Origin of the sequence: Streptomyces sp. NPDC057002, from assembly GCF_042673825.1 — a bacterium.
Classification (GTDB): Bacteria; Actinomycetota; Actinomycetes; order Streptomycetales; family Streptomycetaceae; genus Streptomyces.
In genome coordinates this window covers 137639-155872 of sequence record NZ_JBHURZ010000007.1, presented here as the reverse complement: position 1 = coordinate 155872, position 18234 = coordinate 137639, and the positions used below count along the sequence as shown (strand labels likewise).

Genomic DNA, 18234 nt, shown 5'->3' with positions numbered 1-18234 from the left:
CTGGCGTCGCCCGGCCGCGGCGACTTGGCTGGACGTGCCGCGCCCCCGCCCACGAGGCGTGCGCGCGGCGCACGAACAGCCGTCAGCCCAGGGAGAGTCCGATGGATCAGACCCACCCGATTGTGATCGACCCGACCGGCCGCGACATCCACGGCGAGGCGACCCGGATCCGCGAGCGCGGCCCCGTCACCCCCGTCGAACTCCCCCACGGCGTCCCGGCCTGGGCGGTCAGCAGCACCCCGCTTCTCAAACGGCTGCTCACCGACCCACGGGTGTCGAAGGATCCGCGCCGGCACTGGCGACGCTGGATCGACGGCGAGGTCTCACCGGACTGGCCGCTGTTCACCTGGGTCGCGGTGCAGAACATGTTCACTGCCTACGGCACCGACCACAAACGGCTGCGCACCCTTGTCTCCAAGGCGTTCACCGGCCGCCGCACCAACGCGCTGCGGCCACGGATCGAGGAGATCACCGGGGCACTGCTCGACCGGGTCGCCAAGGCCGGGGCCGGCGGCGGCGCGGACGGCCACGCGGTCGATCTGCGGGAGGAGTTCTGCTACCCGCTGCCCATCCAGGTCATCGGCGAGCTCCTCGGGCTGCCCGAGGAGCTGGGGGACGAGCTGCGGGTCGTGGTGGACGGCGTCTTCCACACCTCGGCCGACGCGGCCGAGGTCGCCGACATCTACGCCCGGTTCTACGCCGTCCTCGGTGAGCTCGTCGCCGTGAAACGGGCGGCACCCGGCGACGACCTCACCTCCGCGCTGATCGCGGCCCACGAGGAGGAGAGCGGCACCCGGCTCAGCGAGCAGGAGCTGCTCGACACGCTGATGCTGATGATCAGCGCCGGTCACGAGACCACGGTCAACCTGCTCGACAACGCCGTCCACGCGCTGCTCACCCACCCCGACCAGCTCGCCCACGTCCGCGCCGGGCGCGCCTCCTGGGACGATGTGATCGAGGAGACCCTGCGGGCCGAGGCACCGGTGGCCAGCCTGCCGCTGCGGTACGCCGTCGAGGATCTGCCCCTCGGTGAACTGGGCGGCCCGGACGGCGCGGTGATCCGCAAGGGCGAGGCGATCCTCGCCTCGTACGCCGCCGCGGGACGCGACCCGGAGCACCACGGCCCGGACGCCGCCGTCTTCGACGTCACCCGCGCCGCGAAGGATCATCTGGCCTTCGGGTACGGCGTCCACCACTGCCTGGGCGCCCCGCTCGGCCGGCTGGAGGCGCGCGTGGCCCTGCCGGCGCTGTTCGAACGGTTCCCCGGCCTCACCCTGGCCGTACCGGCCGAGGAACTGCTGCCGGTGGACTCGTTCATCTCGCACGGCCATCGGACGCTGCCGGTTCTGACGGGCTGACGGGCTCCGCGGAGGGCGCCGGATCCCGCAGGTCCGGCTCTCCGGAGGCCGGTTCCGCGGCGCCCTCCTCCTTCAGTGCCTTCGCCTCGCTCTTGAGGATCCGCATCGAGCGGCCGAGTGAACGCGCCGTGTCCGGCAGCTTCTTCGAGCCGAACAGAACGATCACGACGATCCCCACGATCAGCAGATGCCAGGGCTCCAGTCCGTTGCGCAGCACGTCATGCCCTCCCTCTCTTCAACAGTTGCTACATTGCGCAACTGTACAACCCCCGGGCGAGAGGCAAGCGGACGCCGATGACGGTCAGCAGCATTCGGAGGACAGAGCCACCGCGGCACCGGGCCGCGCCCCGGGATCAGAGGCGGCGGCGCGGTCGCCGCCGCGGCCCACGCGTCGCCCTCCTGGTCTGTCTGGCCCTGCTCGTGCTCGCCGCGGGCGGTGCCGGCTGGCTGTATCTGAAGCTGGACGGCGACATCAGCACCTTCGACTCCGGCGGCCTCTCCGACAACCGCCCCGCGGCCGGCTCGTCGAAGGGCGAGAACATCCTGGTCATCGGCTCCGACACGCGCACCGGCGGCAACAGCGCGCTGGGCGGCGGCGACAAGGACGACGTGGGCCGCTCCGACACCGCGTTCCTGCTGCACGTCTACGCCGACCACCGGCACGCCCTCGCCGTCTCCATCCCGCGCGACACCCTGGTCACCGTCCCGTCCTGCAGACTGCCCGACGGCAGCTGGACGAAGGCGCAGCCGGACACGATGTTCAACGCCGCGTACTCGGTCGGGCAGACCGCCAAGGGCAACCCCGCCTGCACCCAGAACACCGTCGAACAGCTCACCGGGCTGCGCGTCGACCACACCGTCGTCGTCGACTTCAAGGGCTTCGCACGGCTGACGGAGGTGGTGGGCGGAGTGCGGGTGTGCCTGCCGCAGGACGTGCACGAGAACGACCTCGACCCGCACCTCACCGCCCCCGGCAAGCTGCTGTTCCACCAGGGCGAGCAGACCGTGTCGGGACAGCGGGCGCTGGACTACGTCCGGATCCGGCACGGCATAGGCGACGGCAGCGATATAGGCCGGATCAAGCGGCAGCAGGCGTTCGTGGCCGGTCTGCTGAAGGAGGTGAAGAGCAAGGGACTCACCCCGACGCGGCTGTTGCCGCTGGCCGACGCCGCGACCGAGTCGCTGACCGTCGACCCCGGCCTCGGCTCCGCCGACAAGCTGATCTCCTTCGCGATGTCCCTGAAGGACATCGACCTGCACAACACGAAGTTCGTCACCCTGCCCTGGCGCTACGAGGGTTCCCGGGTGGCGATCGTGCAGCCGGACGCCGACGCCCTGTGGGCCGCGCTCAAGGCCGACCGCACGATCGACGGCCAGGACGCCGGCGGAAAGAAAACCGGAGAGTCTGGTTCCAGCCCCACGGCGGACACTCCGTCCGCCTCCGCATCCCCCGCGCCGGTCTCCGGGGACGGCATCGACGTCGCCGTCTACAACGGAACCGCGGTCCCCGGACTGGCCGCACGCGCCGCCGAGGCCCTCACCGCGGACGGCTTCACCGTCACGGGTACGGCGACGGCGTCCGCCCAGGACCACACGACCACACTGGTCGAGTACGGCCCCGGCCTCGAGGACCGGGCCAGGACCGTCGCGGCGGCCTTCCCCGGCGCCGAGCTCCGGCCGGTGACCGGCAGCGGGATCAAGGTCGTGCTGGGGCGGTCGTACGCCGACAGCCCGGCGGCGACCTCGTCCGCGTCCCCGGCTCCGGCCGCCGTACCCTCCGAGGTCGCCGACGGGGCCCGTTCGGCGGACGACAACCCCTGCTCGGACCTCACCTACGGCTGACGCCGCCGCTGCCCGGCCCTGGCCGCCGTCAGGGCCAGGGCGTACAGGCCGAGCACCACGGCGGGCAGCAGGTAGTACGCGGCGGGCAGGGCCGTCATGCCGAGGGCCGTGCCGAGGGGGCTCGGCGGCAGCAGCAGGCCGACGGCGGCGAGGCCGGCCGCCGCCAGGCCGACCGGGCCGGGCACCCGGCTCCCCTCGGCGCGCCGGCCGCTGCGCAGGAGCAGCATCACCAGGGCCTGGGTGAGCAGGTTCTCGGTGAACCAGGCGGAGTGGAACACGGCCTCGTCGTCCACGGCGTCGGGGCCGTTCAGCGCGAGGGCGAGAACGGCGAAGGTGGCGAGGTCGGCGAGCGCGTTGAGCAGGCCGAAGCCGGTGACGAACCGGAGGAAGGAGCGCGGCCGCAGCACGGCCGGGCCGCGCAGCGCCGCCGTGCCGGGACGGTCGTGGGCGAAGGCGAGCTGGGCCGCGTCGAAGCACAGGTTCTGCGCGAGCACCTGGGCCGGGAGCATCGGCAGGAAGGGCAGCAGCAGGCCCGCGGCGAGCATGGCGACCACGTTGCCCAGGTTGGAGGAGAGCGTGACGCGCAGGTACGAGGCGATGTTGCCGCTCGCGTGCCGGCCGGCCGTGATCGCGTGGCCGATCGCCGTGAGGTCCTTCTCGGCGAGGACGACATCGGCGCTCTCCCGGGCCACGCCTACGGCGGAGCGGGGCGCGAGCCCGACATCGGCGGCGCGCAGCGCGGCCACGTCGTTGACCCCGTCCCCGAGGAACCCGACGGTGTGCCCGGCGGCTCGCAGGACGGCGACGAGGCGGGCCTTGTCCTGAGGGGTGCAGCGGGCGACCACGGTCGCCCCGGCGGCTTCGGAGTCCGCCAGGTCCGAGGCGGTCCGTACCCGCCCGGGATCCAGGCCGAGTTCCCGGCAGGCCCGGGCCGCCGTGGCCGGGTGGTCGCCGGTGAGGACCTTGACGGTGACGCCGCGGTCGGCCAGGCCGCGCAGTGCCTCGGCGGCGGTCGGGGCGAGGGTGTCCCGGAAGGTCACCAGGCCCCGGAAGGTCAGGCCCCGGGGATCGGCCGACGGTTTCACGCCGGCGGGGCGGTCGGCCGTGGCGAGGGCCAGCACCCGCAGCCCGGTGTCCGCCTCCCGGGCGGCGAGGGCGAGCAGCCGGTCGCGCTCGCCGGGCTCGGTCACGCAGCGTTCCAGTACGGCCTCGACGGCACCGGTGACGACGACGGTGTGCCGTCCGAGGGAGCCGCGTACCACCGCAGTCGAGATCCGCCGTACCGGGTCGAACGGCACGGCGTCCACCCCGTCGTACTCCTCGCCCACCGGTCCGGCCGCCTCCAGCAGGGCCTCGTCGAGGGCGTCGGGGGCGGGCAGTTCGGCGAGCTGGAGGGTCCACCAGGCGCCGACGGCGGCCCAGCGCAGCACCTCCGGGTCGTCCCGGCCCGCCGGGTCGAGGGACCGAGCGACGACCGGCCGGTCCTCGGTGAGCGTGCCGGTCTTGTCGACGCACAGCACGTCGACGGCGCCCAGGTCGTGCAGCGCGGGCAGCCGTTTCACGATGACGCCGTGCGTGCGGGCCAGGAGGGCGGCGCCCCGGGCCAGACAGGTGGTGACGATCACCGGCAGCATCTCGGGCGTCAGACCGACGGCGACCGCGACGGCGAAGGGCAGGGTCTCCAGGCCGCGTCCGCGCAGCGCCGCGTTGGCCATCAGCACCAGGGGCGGGGTCAGCAGCATGAACCGGATCAGCACCCAGGAGATCCCGTGCACGGACCGGTCGAAGGCCCCGCCCTCCCGGCGCGCGGCCGGCTGCCGGTGCGCGGCGGCGAACCGGGTCCCGGTGCCGGTGGCGACCACGACGGCGGTGGCGGTGCCCGAGGCGACGGTGCTGCCCTGGAAACACAGGAGGGACTCGCCCGTCCCGTCCGCCGTCTTCTTGTCCACCGGCGCCGACTCCCCGGTCACGACGCCCTGGTGCACCGTGAGCCCCCGCGCCCGCAGCAGGCGTACGTCCGCCGGGACCAGGTCTCCCGGGCCGAGGCGGATCACGTCGCCGGGGACCAGTTCGGCGACCGGGACCTCCCGGGGCTCCGGCGGCTCCCGGCCGTCGGTGCGGCGGAGCACCGCGGCCGTGCCGGCGACCAGATCGCGCAGGGCGGACATGGACCGGTCGGCCCGGTGCTCCCCGGTCGCGCGCAGCACGCAGCTCACCACGACCAGGGCGAGGATGACCACCCCGGTGCCCCAGGACGCTATGGCGACGGACACCAGGCCGAGGCAGAGCAGTACGGCGGTGAAGGGGTCGCGCAGGGCGTGCGCGCAGCGGAGGGGCCAGGACGGTGTGCGCGCCTCCGGCAGGGTGTTCTCGCCGCAGGTGATCAGCCTCGCCGCGGCCTCGGCCTCGGTCAGTCCTCGGGGCCCCGACTCCAGCCGCCGCAGCACCTCCAGGGTGGTGCCCTCGGCGGTCTCAGAGGCCATGGAGCCGGCGGCGCGCCGGTGCCGCGCGGTCGGTGAGCCGGCCCACCAGGAGCCGTACGACGTCGACGATGTCCGGGTCGTCGACGTAGTACACCTGCCGTCGGCCCTCACGGCGGGAGCGGACCAGGCCGGCCAGCTTCAGCTTGGTGAGGTGCTGGCTGACCGCGGGCAGCGCCCCGCCGACCCGCTCCGCGAGCCCGGTCACGTCGCTCTCGCCCTGGGCCAGCGCCCAGACGATGTGCAGCCGGGCGGGCGAGGCCAGCAGCCCGAAGGCCGCGGCCGCCTCGGCGAGTACGTCGGCGGACGGGTCCTCGAAGCCACTGCCGGCTGCCGCCACCGTCACCGCCCCTTACGTCGTGTCCGTCGCGTCCGTCGTCCCGTGAGCCGCACCAGTTTAGGCGGCCCGCGCCACCCGCCTCGGAAGGCTGTTCCTTCCCTCCCGGGGCCAGGAGTGATGGAATCGCGCCCATCGGTCCAACTGTGGCCGGTGACAGGTGAGTTGTGTACTGGGAGGCCCGGATGCCGGAGCACCGTATCGACACCGAGAGCGCGCACTCCGCGCGGATCTACGACTACATCCTCGGCGGCGACGACAACTATCCCGCCGACCGGCGGGCGGGCGACGCCATGTGCCGTGAGTGGCCCGCCCTGCCGGTCCACATGCGGGCCAACCGCGACTTCATGCACCGCGCCGTGCGGTATCTCGCCGCCGAGGCGGGGATACGCCAGTTCCTCGACATCGGCACCGGCATCCCGACCTCGCCCAACCTGCACGAGATCGCCCAGGCCGCGGCCCCGGACGCGCGGGTCGTCTACGTCGACAACGACCCGCTCGTCCTCTCCCTCTCCAAGGACCTGCTGTCGAGCACGCCCGAGGGCGGGACGGCGTACGTCGAGGCGGACATGCGCGACCCGGCGGCCATCCTCGGCGCCCCCGGCTTCCGGGAGACCCTCGACCTCTCGGAGCCGGTCGCGCTGACCGTCATCGCGATCGTGCACTTCATGCTGGACGAGCACGACGCCGTCGGCATCGTACGCCGGCTGCTCGACCCGCTGCCGTCGGGCAGCTGCCTCGCGATGTCCGTCGGCACCGCCGACTTCGCGCCCGACGAGGTCGGCCGGGTGGCCCGGGAGTACGCCGCGCGCGGCATGCCGATGCGGCTGCGCACCCTCCCCGAGGCGGCGGAGTTCTTCGAGGGTCTCGACCTGGTGGAGCCCGGCATCGCGCAGGTCCACAAGTGGCGCCCGAACCGCACGGACGGTACGGAAAAAGACGGTGCCGGGATCCGGGACGAGGACATCGCGATGTACGGGGCGGTGGCGCGCAAGCCGTAGCCGGGGAAAGGGTCCCTGACCTCGCCGTTCGGCCTGTCGGACGGATCATCACGATGCGGTGGCATCAACTCACGGCTTGTGGCCGCTCACTTGACGACCGGTGGTCACACACGGTTGGCTCCGGGCCAGAGAGAGTCATCGGGTCGTGCACGTTCACGGCCCCGCTGTGCTCTCACCCTGCTCTTGCTCGGCCGCACAGCGAGGTCCACCCCCCATGAACGCTCCTCCCCCGCAGCCCACCACCCCGAGACTGTTCCGAACCGTGGCCCTGGCCTCCGCCGCGTGTCTGCTGGTGTCCGGCTGTTCCGTCCTCGGCGCCGCCGACGACAGGTCGGATACCGCGGACCGGTCCGGCGGCGGGATGAAGGTCGCCCTCGTCACCCACGGCGGCAAGGGCGACGCCTTCTGGGACCTGGTGCGCAGAGGCGCCGAGGCGGCGGCCGCCAAGGACGGCATCGACCTCACGTACGCCGGGGACTCCGACCCGGCCGCGCAGGCCGCGCTGGTGAAGGACGCGGTCCGCGACAAGGTCGACGGCATCGCCGTGACGCTGGCCAAGCCGGCGGCGATGCGCGGCCCGGTCGCCCAGGCCAAGGCGGCCGGCATCCCCGTCGTCGGGCTCAACTCCGGCATCGACGCCTGGCGGCCCACGGGACTCCTGGAGTACTTCGGCCAGGACGAGTCCGTCGCCGGCCGGGCCGTCGGCGACAAGCTGGACGAGGTCAAGGCCAAGCACGCCCTGTGCGTGGTGCACGAGCGGGGCAACGTGGCGCTGGAAGCCCGCTGCGCCGGCGTGAGGAAGACGTTCCGCGGCGACACCGACAACCTCTACGTGGACGGCACCGACCTCGACGCGGTGACCGCCACGATCGCGTCCCGGCTGCGGCAGGACACCAGCATCGACGAGGTCGTCACCAACGGGGCCCAGTTCGCGCTCAGCGCGGTCAAGGCCGTGAAGCAGGCCGGCAGCAGAGCCGAGGTGGCCACCTTCGACCTCAACAAGGACCTGGTCAAGGCCGTCCAGGGCGGCGATGTGCAGTTCGCCGTGGACCAGCAGCCGTATCTGCAGGGCTACCTCGCGGTGGACGCCCTGTGGCTGTACCGCACCAACGGCAACATCAGCGGCGGCGGGGCGGCTCCGGTGCTCACCGGTCCCGCGTTCGTGACCAGGTCGAACGTGTCCGCTGTGGCACGGTTCGCCGCCGCCGGGACCCGGTGACCGGACACTTCCTGTGACGGTGTCGCCAAAGATTCGGTCAGGCCCGGTTCGCAGGCCCACTTGTACGGATAACATCCTGCGCATCCCATGTGCCGCGCCCGGGACGGCCTCACCCCCGCGCCTGTCCCCCACCCTCCCCGACCGTTCCGCTTCCCCGTTCCTCGCTCCCCGCTGATCGCCCTAGGACGACGATGTCTCGACGGACAGGTGCCCGGCGCCGTCTCGGTTCCATACGCCTCTCCCTGTGGCTGCTGGCCCTGGTGCCCAGCGTCACCCTCGCCGCCATGTGGGGCGTGACGACGATCCAGATGTTCTCGGAGGGCCTGCGGCTGCGGGACCAGACGGAGCTGAGCCGGTCGACCGGCGCCATGGGCACCGACGCGACGCTCGCGCTCCAGCGGGAGCGCAGCCTGTCGGCCGCCTGGCTGGCCTCGCCGCACGGTTCCCGGGCCGCCCTCGACGCGCAGCGCGAGGACACCGACAAGGCGGTCGGGAAGCTCGTCGGGCAGGCGGACGCGATCGAGAAGGCGCCCTCCCGTGTCTCCGACCGGCTGTACTCGGTGCTGGGCTCGGTGGGAAGTCTCGAGTACTACCGGGACCAGGTGGACGACCCCACCGACATCACTCCCCAGCAGGCTCTGGACCAGTACTCCTCGATCATCGACGACCAGATCCACGCCTTCCAGGAGCTCTCCCAGGTCGACGACGGCGACCTCACCTCGCAGGCCGGCCCGCTCGTCGCGCTGGAGCACGCGGCGGAGCTGGTCTCCCGGGAGGACGCGCAGCTGACCCTGGCCTGGCCGTCGGGGCATCTGGACGACAAGGCGTGGGTGCAGTACGCGGAACTCGTGAACACCCGGCGCTGGCTGGTCCAGGACCAGGTCGTGCCCCAGCTGACCGGCGAGGCCAAGGCGCAGACCGAGCGGATCCTGGCGAGCCCGGAGTGGCGGACGCTGGAGTCGATCGAGGACCAGGTGCTGGCGGCCCGGAACTCCAGCGCCCACGCGGACCGGATCGCCCTGCCGGACGCGCAGAAGCGGTGGAACGCCGCCATGGACAAGCTGTCCGCGCACTACGCGAGCCTCATCGAGCGGCAGACGGCGGGACTGCTGGAACGCAGCGCCGACAAGGCCGACGGGACGCTGATCAAGGCGGCGTCGCTGAGCGCCGGCGGACTGCTCGCGCTGCTGCTGTGCGTCGGCATGTCCTGGCGGATCACCCGCTCGCTGTCCCGGCGGCTGCGCGGTCTGCGCCTGGCCACGCTCAGCCTGGCCAAGGAGCGGCTGCCGGACGTGGTGGCGCGGCTGGAGCGGGGCGAGACGGTCGACCCGGAGTCGGCGACGACCCGGCTGGACTACGGGCACGACGAACTCGGCCAGGTAGCCCAGGCGTTCAACACCGCCCAGCGCACGGCCGTGCACACCGCCGTCGAACTCGCCGACACCCGGCGCGGCTTCCAGAAGGTCATCCTGGGCATCGCCCGGCAGAGCCAGAACCTGGTCAACCTCCAGCTGAGCAAGCTGGACGCGCTGGAGCGCGAACACAGCGACCCCGACATCCTCAAGGGCCTGTACGAGCTGGACTCCACGGCCAGCCAGTTGCGCCGCTACGAGGAGAACCTGGTCATCGTCAGCGGCGAACGGCCGGGCCGCAGCTGGAGCGAGCCGGTCGCGCTGATGGACATCCTGCGCAGCGCGGTCGGCGAGGTCGCCGAGTACCAGCGGGTGGAGGTGCACACCGAGGAGGAGGTGTACGTCGCCCCGCCCGCGGTCGCCGACGTCATCCATCTGCTGGCCGAGCTCATCGACAACGCGACGGCATACTCCCCCGCCCCGAGCCCCGTCACCGTGCGGGCCGGGATGGTGGCCAAGGGCCTGGCCGTCGAGGTCGAGGACCGCGGACTCGGCATGTCGGAGGAGGACTACGCGTCCTTCAACGAACAGCTCGCGGTCCCCCCGCAGTTCGACGTGGTCGCGCTCGCCGACGACCTGCGGCTCGGCATGTTCGTGATAGCCCAGCTGGCCCACCGGCACGGCATCGCCGTCACCCTGCGCTCGTCGCCGTACGGCGGGACCACGGCGATCGTGCTGATACCGCACGACATCGTGGTCCGGGAGGTCCCCTCCACCGGCACACCCGGCACCCACAACGCCAAGTCCCTGAACGGCACGCACAGCAGCCTGACGGCCCTAGGCGGCCCTCGGGGCACGGGCCTCCCGGCCGCCGGCGGGCCGAGGGACGGCGGAGGCCCGGAGGACGGGCGGAGCTCGGTGGAAGAAGAATCCTTGGGCGACGGGCGAGGATCGGGCGACGGGCAGGGTTCGGCGGACGGGCGAGGCTCGGACGACGGCCGAAGCCCGACGGACGGGCAAGGCTCGGACGACGGACAGCGCTCGGGCGGCGGGCAGAGCTCGGCAGACGACCGCAGCCCGGCAGACGGACGACACTCGGACCGCGGGCAGAAGTCGGCAGACGACCGCAGCCCGGCAGACGGACGACACTCGGACCGCGGGCAGAAGTCGGCAGACGACCGCAGCCCGGCAGACGGACAACGCTCGGGCAGCGGGCGGAACTCGGTGGGTGCCGAGCGTGCCTCGGAGTCCGAGGGTGTCTCCGGCGCCACCGGCAACGGTGGCAACGCCGGGGCCGATAGCGTCACCGGCGGTGTCGGCGACGGCCGTTCCGGGCGTGAGTCGCGGGCGCTCGCCGGGGCCCGGACGGCGTCCGCCGCTCGTATCCCCCGCGGGGACGGTCTCGCCCCGCTCCCCCGTCGTGTGCCGCAGACCAGCCTGGTCGAGGAACTGCGCGAAGAGTCCGCGCCCGACGGCGACGACGCTTCCCTCGACGACTTCACCGCGGAAGCCGCCGCCTCCTCCCTGGCCGGCTTCCAGCGCGGCACGCTCCGGGCCCGTGACGAGGACCCGGCCACACCGCCCCGGCAGGCCGCCGCCGACCCCGCCCCCTCGACTCCGCCCGCCGACCGCTGACGAAGGACACCGCAATGACACGCCCCATCCCCGCCACGCACACCCAGCTCGACCAGCTGCTGACCGGACTCGTGGAGCGGGTCGCCGACGTGAACCAGGCCGTGGTGCTCTCCGAGGACGGCCTGGTGGTCAGCAAGTCCACCGGGTTCCTGCGCGACGACGCCGAGCGGCTCGCGGCGACCGCGTCCGGTCTGATGAGCCTGAGCAAGGGCGTCAGCATGGACTTCCGGGGCGGTCCCGTGCGCCAGGCGCTCATCGAGATGGCCAACAGCTACCTGATCCTGACCTCCGCCGGCCCCGGCGCCCATCTGGTCGTGCTGACCGGCCCGGGCGCGGACGTCGGTGTGGTGGCGTACCAGATGAACATGCTGGTGAAGAAGATCGGCGAGCACCTCAGCGCGGCACCGCGGGGCATGTCCGGACCCGTCGTCGACCCAGGCGTGTGAGGTGGGCGAAGGCGACTCGGCGGGCCGGCTCGTAAGACCGTTCGCCCTGACCGGTGGCCGGACCCGGCCCAGCCGTGCCGACTTCACGCTCATCGCGACGGTGACCGCGGTCGATCCCGCACCGGCCACCGCGCCCCGGTGCCAGCCCGAGCACACCCGGATCCTCCGGCTCTGTGCCGAGCCGGTCGCCGTGGCGGAGCTGGCCGCCCGGCTTGACCTGCCGGTGAGCGTGGTCGTCATCCTGCTCTGCGACCTGCTGGAGGCGGGCCGGATCACCGTCCGCCCGCCGCGCCTCGTTTCCCGTACCACTCCGGACCTGGACCTGCTGCAGAAAGTGAGGGACGGCCTTGGCCGGCTCTGACCCCGTCACAGACGCGTCCTCGGCACCCGACACGGTCAAGATCCTCATCGCCGGGGGCTTCGGCGTGGGCAAGACCACCATGGTCGGGTCGGTCAGCGAGATCGCCCCGCTGCGCACCGAGGAACCCCTGACCATCGCCGGTCTGGGCATCGACGACCTCGACGGCATCGAGGAGAAGCGGGCCACCACCGTGGCCCTGGACTTCGGCAGAATCACCATCAGCCGGGAACTGGTGCTGTACCTGTTCGGTACGCCGGGGCAGCAGCGGTTCTGGTTCATGTGGAACGACCTGGCGCTCGGCGCGCTCGGCGCCGTGGTCCTGGTCGACGTCCGCAGACCCGAGTCCAGCTTCGCCGCGATCGACTTCTTCGAACGCCGGGAGATCCCGTTCGTCGTCGGGGTCAACGGCTTCCACGGCAAGCACCCTTATCCGCCGGAGGACATCCGGGAGGCGCTCGCGGTGCCGGAGCATGTGCAGGTACTGCTGTGCGACGCGCGGGACCGGGAGTCGTGCCGGGACGTGCTGATCGCCCTGATCGACCAGTTGATCGCGTCAGCGGTCCAGGCCTAGGGCCGGTGTGCAGGGCTCGTCGGAGGGCGGGACGATCCTGGCCTTGAGGTCCGGGTCCGGCATCTCCGGGTCGAAGGGGAACATCGGCCGGTGGATGCGGTGGTGGCCGAGGCGGGTGAGCTCCTGGTCGACGCCGCCCGGTGTGAGGGCCATCTTCCAGTCGGCGGCCATGGCGAAGAGCTCGGGCTCCAGATAGCCGATCTTGACGATGACCACGTCCGCGCCGCGCGGGTCCAGGTCCAGGTTCGTGAAGTCGTGTTCGTGGTGGTACGGCTTGCGCAGCCGGGTGACGATCACGCGCACGCTCCCGACCCGTAGCACCACCTCCGTCTCGGCGTCCCGGTCGCCGTGCCGGACGGCGTGCACCACGCCGGTCAGGGTGAGCGGCCCGGCGTGCCGGTCGTCGACGCCGGCACCGGCGGTGACGGTGACCGTCGCGCCGACGCCCGCCCGCACGGCCGTGTCCACGGCGTCCGGGCCGGGCAGGGACGCGTAGAGGACGGACGGCCCGGCCGGGTCCTTGAACTCGAATCGGGCCAGTACTTGTTCGAGGCCCCAGGTGACATCGCCGGCGCCGCCCGCCGTGGGGTTGTCGCCGGTGTCGCTGACGAAGTACGGGCGTGCGGGGGATACCAGGGCCGCGTCGAGGCACGCGTCGAGGGTGCCGGTGGGGGCGACGAAGGCGAAGTCGTGCCGGGCCGCCCAGAAGCCGCGGGCCAGGCGCTCGGCACCCGCGCCGACGGCGTCCGGCTCGGGGCCGGTGACCACGACGGCGGCCCGGTTGCGCGGTTCGTCCGCCCACGCGTAGCCGACCCAGACCGCGGCGTCGGTCACCCCGTCGGCCGCCGCGACCTCCGCCACGGCCTCGTACAGGCCCTTGGCCGGTTCGATCCGGGTGGAGGTCTGTTCCCCGGCCAGCAGCACGGGCACCGGGATCCACGCCTTGACCGGGCGAGGCGCACCGCTCACGAGGTGCTCGACGAGGTTGCGGGCGGCGCGTTCCTTGGTCTCCATGGCGTCCTCGTGCGGGGCCATGCGGTAGCAGGTGATCAGGTCGGTGCGGTGGACGAGGTCGCGGGAGACGTTGCCGTGCAGGTCCATGGAGGTGGACACGATGACGTCCGGTCCGGTCACCTCGCGGATCCGGTCCAGGAGCACCGCCTCCGCGTCGTCCAGTCCTTCGACCGTCATGGCGCCGTGGATGTCGAACCACAGGCCGTCCAGCGGGCCCAGCGCCCGCAACCGGTCGAGGAGTTCACCGGACAGCTCGGCGAAGGCCGCCGCCGTCACCGTGCCTCCGGGCAGGGCCTTGCCGACGAGGGCGCCGCGCCAGTCGGCGGCGTTTCGGAGCGGCTGTCCCGGGGCGAGGAACGGGTACCGAGTGAGGACTTCTGCGCCGCGCCGCGGGTGGAAGGCCGGGGCCTCGGTGCGGGCCGGGGAGAAGGTCGACGACTCGATGCCGAGTCCGGCGATCGCGATCACGGGGCGGGACGGTACGGACATGGCTCCTCCGGGATGTCAGGGGTGACGGGTGCCGGGGCTCAGGGGTGCGGGTGCCGGTTCCGGTGGCTCAGGGGTGCGGGGTGCCGGTGGCCGTGTGCAGGGCGTGGGCCAGGGCCCGCTGGAGGGCGAACTGGCCGGCGCCGACGAGTCCGGCGTCGGCGCCGAGGCTGGCCCGTTCGATCACCAGGTGCTCGGTCACGAGGGGGTGGCAGCCCTCGTAGAGCTGGCTGCGCACGGCGGCCACGAAGGGCTCAAGGGTGGAGAGGATGCCGCCGAGGTAGACGGCGTCGGGGTTGAAGAAGTTGACGTTGGCGGCCAGCACCATGCCGAGGTAGCGCCCGGCCTGCCGGACCGCCCGGGTCGCCTCGGGGTCGGCGTCGGAGGCGAGGCGTACGACGTCCTCGGTGGAGGCCACGTCGAGGCCGCGGGCGCGCAGGATCCGTACCAGGGCCGCGCCGGAGGCGACGGTCTCCAGACAGCCGGTGTTGCCGCAGGAGCAGGGGATGTCGTGGCCTGCCTCGACGCGGACGTGGGTGATCTCGCCGGCGGCGCCGGAACCGCCCCGGTAGAGCCGCCCGTCGGCCATGACGCCCGCGCCGATGGCCGTACCGCTCTTCACCATGATCGACTGGCGGCGCTCGGGCGGCTGCACGGTGTGTTCGCCTACGGCCATGCAGTTGGCGTCGTTCTCGATGGCCGCCGGGACTCCGAAGTGCTCCTCCAGCCAGGCGCGGACCGGGAAGCGGTTCCAGCCGGGCATCCGGGACGGCAGCGTGACGACGCCGGTGGTGACGTCGACCGGACCGGGCAGGGACAGGCCGACGCCCCGGAGCAGATGCCGGCCGTGCTGTTCGGCGAGCACGAGCAGGGTCTCGGCCAGCCCGGGCAGTGCGGCCTCGGGGCCGTGGTCCGTCGGGAACGGCACGGTGGAGACGTCGGTGAGTCCACCGCCGGGCAGGACGACGCCCACATGGGCGTGCCGGCCGCCCAGTTCGGCCGCCACCGCGAACCCGTCGCTGCCGCCCAGCCGCAGCACCTTGCGCGGACGCCCGCCGGTGGAGGACACCGTGCCCTCCTCGGCGACCAGTCCGTGGGACATCAGCTGGCTCACCGTGAACGACACCGTCGAGGGCGCGGCGCCGAGCAGTTGCGCCAGCTCGGTGCGGGTCGACGCCTGCCCGGAGGCGAGGAGTTCGAGGACGCGTCCGCTCAACGGAGCACTTTTTTCAGGCATGGATGCGGTTACTTCCGTCAGCGGCCGGCCGGAGCAGTGAGCGTAGGCCAGAAAGACCCTCTCGCGGCTTTTTCCAGAACAGCAGAAACAGACTTTTTACCCATGCACGTCTGTTTCTTCGAACACAGCGGGCGTTCACTGGCTCCACCCCCCGACCCCGGCTTCTGTCCCCGAGGAGAGCCATGTCCCCTGCTCGCACGAGACTGCTCACCGGTGCCGCCCTCGGCGCGGGCACGCTGCTGCTCGCGGGCTGCTCCGGGACGAGCGGCACGTCGTCCGCGTCGTCCCGCGACTCGATCGACTACGCGCTGCCCGCGAACTTCACACCGAACTGGATCCTGCCGATCGGTACGGCGGCCCATCTGAACACCAACAACATCTCCATCGCGAACACCCTGTGGGAGCCGCTGATCGCCTACGACGGCTCGACCGGCAAGATCGCCTGGAACAAGAAGGGTTCCGTCGCCACGGCCGCCGACTTCGCCCCGGACAACAAGAGCGTGCGGATCACGCTGGGCGACCGGCACTGGAGCGACGGCAAGCCCATCACCTCCCGCGACGTGAAGTTCTGGTTCGACCTCATCAAGGCCAACAAGAAGGAGTGGGCGGGCTACAACCCGGGCCAGGCGCCCGACAACTGGACTGCGTTCAAGGCGGCCGACGACCGCCACTTCACGATCACCTTCGACAAGGCCTACAACCCGCAGTGGATGCTCGCCAACGAGCTGAGCTCCATCACGCCGCTCCCCCGGCATGTCTGGGACAAGGGCGGCGACCCGAAGCAGGTGTGGACCGCCCTCAACAACGCCGCGAAGAACATCGGCGACTACGCGACGAACCCCCTGTGGAAGACCATCAGCGGCCCCTACGCGGTGAAGTCCTTCTCGACGGCCGGCAAGGTCGTCCTCAACGCCAACAAGAAGTACGACGGCGGTGAGAAGGCGAACATCCCGACCGTGAACCTGCTGCCGTTCACCACCGCGGACGCCGAGAAGAACGCGCTGCGCTCCGGCACCGTCGACTACGGCTACATCGAGGCGGGCGACCTCGACCAGAAGGAGAGCTTCACCGCGCGGGGCTACGAGGTGAAGCCGTGGTCCGGCTGGGCGATCACCTATATGCCGTACAACTTCAACAACCCGCGGATGGGCGCGGTGTTCAAGCAGCCGTACGCCCGCCAGGCCGTCCAGCGCTCCATCGACCAGGCGAGCCTCGCGAAGGTCATCTTCAACGGCACGGCGATGCCCGGCTACGGCCCCGTACCGCAGGGTCAGGCCTCCGACTTCGTCTCACCGGCGCAGAAGGGCAACCCGTACCCGTACTCGACGGACGCCGCACGCACCCTGCTCACCGAGCACGGCTGGAGCGAGCAGGGCGGTGTGATGACGTGCACCGAACCCGCGAAGTGCGGTGCGGGTGTCGCCAAGGGGACGAAGTTCGAGATGCGGGTGCTGTCGCAGTCCGGCTCGACGGTGACGGACAACATGATGAGCGCGATCCAGTCCTCCCTCGCGAAGACCGGCATCAAGTTCTCCATCAAGACGGCCCCGGTCAACTCGGTGCTGTCGCAGACCCCGCAGTGCAAGGCGGACCAGCCCGTCTGCTCATGGCAGCTGTCCTTCTTCGGTACGGCGGGCAGCTGGTACTTCCCGGCGTTCCCCACCGGCGACTCGCTGTTCCAGACCGGCGGCGGCTCGAACTTCGGCGGGTACTCCAACCCTGAGGTGGACAAGCTGATCTCCGCTTCCACGACGTCGAGTTCGAACGAGGCGATCCAGAAGTACAGCGAGGCCCTCTCCGAGGACCTCCCGGTGATCTGGCTGCCGGAGCCCGTCTACCAGATCTCGGTCGTCAGGAAGGGTCTCGGCGGCTTCTCCCAGGACTCCCTCGCCAACTTCCACCCCGCCCAGTGGAAGTGGACCGACTGAGCCATGGACACCGTCTGGTACCTGACCCGGCGGGTGCTCCAGGCCCTCGTCGTCATCCTCCTCGTCACGGTCGTGGTGTTCTGCCTGCTGCACGCGCTGCCCGGGGGTCCCGCACGCGGAATCCTCGGCCCGCAGGCGACCGCCCAGCAGATCGCCGCGTTCAATCAGGAGCAGGGGCTGGACCGGTCCCTGCCCGTGCAGTACGTCCACTACCTCGGCACCCTGCTGCACGGCGACCTCGGGACCTCGTACACGCTCAACGAGGCGGTGTCCCGGCTCATCACCCAGCGTCTGCCGAAGACACTCGTCCTGACCGTGCTGTCCGCTCTTGTGGGTCTGCTGCTGGCGGTGCCGCTGGGCATGTGGCAGGCGGTGCGGCGCAACAAGCCGGTGGACTACGTCGTCACCACGCTGAGCTTCGTCGCGTACTCCACGCCGGTGTACTTCCTGGGGCTGCTGCTGATCCTGCTGTTCACACAGACGCTGAACTGGTTCCCCTCCCAGGCGCCGCAGGGCGACACGCTGGGGCAGGTGTTCGCGGATCCGGTGGGACTGGTGCTGCCGGTGGTGACGGGGGCGGCGTCGATGGTGGCGGTGTTCAGCCGGTACATGCGGGCTTCGACGCTGGAGAACCTCTCCGAGGACTATGTCCGCACGGCCCGGGCGGGTGGGGCCGGGCAGTACGCGATTCTCTTCCGGCATGTGTTCCGGAGTTCACTGACGCCGGTGATCGCGATGCTCGGGTATTACGTGCCGGTGTTGTTCGGGGGTGCGCTGGTGGTTGAGCAGCTCTTCAACTACCCGGGGATGGGGCTGTTGTTCTGGAGTGCGGCGCAGTCTTCTGACTACCCGGTGCTGCTCGGGTGTGTGCTGGTCATTTCCGTCGCGACGGTGGTGGGGACCTTGCTGGCGGATGTGGTGCAGCGGGTTGTGGATCCTCGGGTTAAGGAGGGGCGGGTGTGAGTGG

Annotated in this window: 15 protein-coding genes; 10 read left to right on the top strand and 5 right to left on the bottom strand. The window is 71.7% G+C overall.

Annotation, left to right across the window (positions count from 1 at the left end; all coding sequences use genetic code 11):
• Window positions 1–101 precede the first annotated feature (101 nt).
• Entirely contained in the window at window positions 102–1358 is a 1257-nt protein-coding gene (locus ACFT32_RS31765) for a cytochrome P450 (RefSeq protein ID WP_382496170.1), read from the top strand.
• Here ACFT32_RS31765 and tatA read toward each other — a convergent pair.
• On the bottom strand, window positions 1315–1575 hold the full coding sequence (gene tatA / locus ACFT32_RS31760) for a Sec-independent protein translocase subunit TatA (RefSeq protein ID WP_382496168.1): 261 nt from the start codon (window positions 1573–1575) through the stop codon (window positions 1315–1317). The two genes, ACFT32_RS31765 and tatA, sit on opposite strands and share 44 nt — an antisense overlap.
• Window positions 1576–1652: 77 nt before the next feature.
• On the opposite strand from tatA, the gene ACFT32_RS31755 reads away from it, so the two are divergent.
• On the top strand, window positions 1653–3200 hold the full coding sequence (locus tag ACFT32_RS31755) for an LCP family protein (RefSeq protein WP_382496166.1): 1548 nt from the start codon (window positions 1653–1655) through the stop codon (window positions 3198–3200).
• Here ACFT32_RS31755 and mgtA read toward each other — a convergent pair.
• Both mgtA and ACFT32_RS31745 read right to left on the bottom strand, forming a co-directional pair.
• Window positions 3191–5683: a magnesium-translocating P-type ATPase gene (gene mgtA, locus ACFT32_RS31750; RefSeq protein WP_382496164.1), complete on the bottom strand. Its 2493-nt coding sequence runs from the start codon at window positions 5681–5683 to the stop codon at window positions 3191–3193. The two genes, ACFT32_RS31755 and mgtA, sit on opposite strands and share 10 nt — an antisense overlap.
• A complete protein-coding gene (locus ACFT32_RS31745; RefSeq protein ID WP_382496682.1) occupies window positions 5673–6020 on the bottom strand; it encodes an ArsR/SmtB family transcription factor in 348 nt (115 codons plus the stop codon). The genes mgtA and ACFT32_RS31745 overlap by 11 nt, the downstream gene beginning before the upstream one ends.
• A gap of 182 nt (window positions 6021–6202) precedes the next feature.
• Between ACFT32_RS31745 and ACFT32_RS31740 the strand changes: the two genes are divergently transcribed.
• The 6 genes from ACFT32_RS31740 (at window position 6203) to ACFT32_RS31715 (ending at window position 12602) form a co-directional block, all read left to right on the top strand.
• Window positions 6203–7018: an SAM-dependent methyltransferase gene (locus ACFT32_RS31740; RefSeq protein WP_382496162.1), complete on the top strand. Its 816-nt coding sequence runs from the start codon at window positions 6203–6205 to the stop codon at window positions 7016–7018.
• 214 nt (window positions 7019–7232) lie between these two features.
• Window positions 7233–8237 (top strand): substrate-binding domain-containing protein, encoded by a 1005-nt coding sequence (locus ACFT32_RS31735; RefSeq protein WP_382496160.1) that lies wholly within the window; start codon window positions 7233–7235, stop codon window positions 8235–8237.
• Window positions 8238–8428: 191 nt separating this feature from the next.
• Window positions 8429–11224, top strand: a complete 2796-nt coding sequence (locus ACFT32_RS31730) for a nitrate- and nitrite sensing domain-containing protein (protein WP_382496158.1) — start codon at window positions 8429–8431, stop codon at window positions 11222–11224.
• Between the two features lie 14 nt (window positions 11225–11238).
• Window positions 11239–11670 (top strand): roadblock/LC7 domain-containing protein, encoded by a 432-nt coding sequence (locus ACFT32_RS31725; protein WP_382496156.1) that lies wholly within the window; start codon window positions 11239–11241, stop codon window positions 11668–11670.
• Window position 11671: 1 nt separating this feature from the next.
• Window positions 11672–12031 (top strand): DUF742 domain-containing protein, encoded by a 360-nt coding sequence (locus ACFT32_RS31720; RefSeq protein WP_382496154.1) that lies wholly within the window; start codon window positions 11672–11674, stop codon window positions 12029–12031.
• Window positions 12018–12602, top strand: coding sequence for an ATP/GTP-binding protein (locus tag ACFT32_RS31715; protein ID WP_382496153.1), 585 nt, complete (start codon window positions 12018–12020; stop codon window positions 12600–12602). The genes ACFT32_RS31720 and ACFT32_RS31715 overlap by 14 nt, the downstream gene beginning before the upstream one ends.
• On the opposite strand, the gene ACFT32_RS31710 is transcribed toward ACFT32_RS31715, so the two are convergent.
• Window positions 12585–14105, bottom strand: coding sequence for a M81 family metallopeptidase (locus ACFT32_RS31710; protein WP_382496151.1), 1521 nt, complete (start codon window positions 14103–14105; stop codon window positions 12585–12587). The two genes, ACFT32_RS31715 and ACFT32_RS31710, sit on opposite strands and share 18 nt — an antisense overlap.
• A 67-nt stretch (window positions 14106–14172) precedes the next feature.
• Window positions 14173–15339 (bottom strand): ROK family protein, encoded by a 1167-nt coding sequence (locus tag ACFT32_RS31705; RefSeq protein ID WP_382496149.1) that lies wholly within the window; start codon window positions 15337–15339, stop codon window positions 14173–14175.
• Window positions 15340–15521: 182 nt separating this feature from the next.
• Between ACFT32_RS31705 and ACFT32_RS31700 the strand changes: the two genes are divergently transcribed.
• Entirely contained in the window at window positions 15522–17267 is a 1746-nt protein-coding gene (locus tag ACFT32_RS31700; RefSeq protein ID WP_382496147.1) for a peptide ABC transporter substrate-binding protein, read from the top strand.
• A 3-nt stretch (window positions 17268–17270) separates the two neighbouring features.
• The gene (locus ACFT32_RS31695; protein WP_382496145.1) at window positions 17271–18230 is read left to right on the top strand and encodes an ABC transporter permease; all 960 of its coding nucleotides are present in this window, start codon (window positions 17271–17273) and stop codon (window positions 18228–18230) included.
• The last annotated feature ends 4 nt before the right edge of the window (window positions 18231–18234 follow it).

Coding starts and splice junctions, on each gene's coding strand:
- ACFT32_RS31695 (WP_382496145.1), top strand. CDS start 17,271: ATGGACACCGTCTGGTACCTGACCCGGCGGGTGCTCCAGGCCCTCGTC.
- ACFT32_RS31730 (WP_382496158.1), top strand. CDS start 8,429: ATGTCTCGACGGACAGGTGCCCGGCGCCGTCTCGGTTCCATACGCCTC.
- ACFT32_RS31755 (WP_382496166.1), top strand. CDS start 1,653: ATGACGGTCAGCAGCATTCGGAGGACAGAGCCACCGCGGCACCGGGCC.
- ACFT32_RS31705 (WP_382496149.1), bottom strand. CDS start 15,339: ATGCCTGAAAAAAGTGCTCCGTTGAGCGGACGCGTCCTCGAACTCCTC.
- ACFT32_RS31725 (WP_382496156.1), top strand. CDS start 11,239: ATGACACGCCCCATCCCCGCCACGCACACCCAGCTCGACCAGCTGCTG.
- mgtA (WP_382496164.1), bottom strand. CDS start 5,683: ATGGCCTCTGAGACCGCCGAGGGCACCACCCTGGAGGTGCTGCGGCGG.
- ACFT32_RS31735 (WP_382496160.1), top strand. CDS start 7,233: ATGAACGCTCCTCCCCCGCAGCCCACCACCCCGAGACTGTTCCGAACC.
- ACFT32_RS31740 (WP_382496162.1), top strand. CDS start 6,203: ATGCCGGAGCACCGTATCGACACCGAGAGCGCGCACTCCGCGCGGATC.
- ACFT32_RS31765 (WP_382496170.1), top strand. CDS start 102: ATGGATCAGACCCACCCGATTGTGATCGACCCGACCGGCCGCGACATC.
- ACFT32_RS31710 (WP_382496151.1), bottom strand. CDS start 14,105: ATGTCCGTACCGTCCCGCCCCGTGATCGCGATCGCCGGACTCGGCATC.
- ACFT32_RS31700 (WP_382496147.1), top strand. CDS start 15,522: ATGTCCCCTGCTCGCACGAGACTGCTCACCGGTGCCGCCCTCGGCGCG.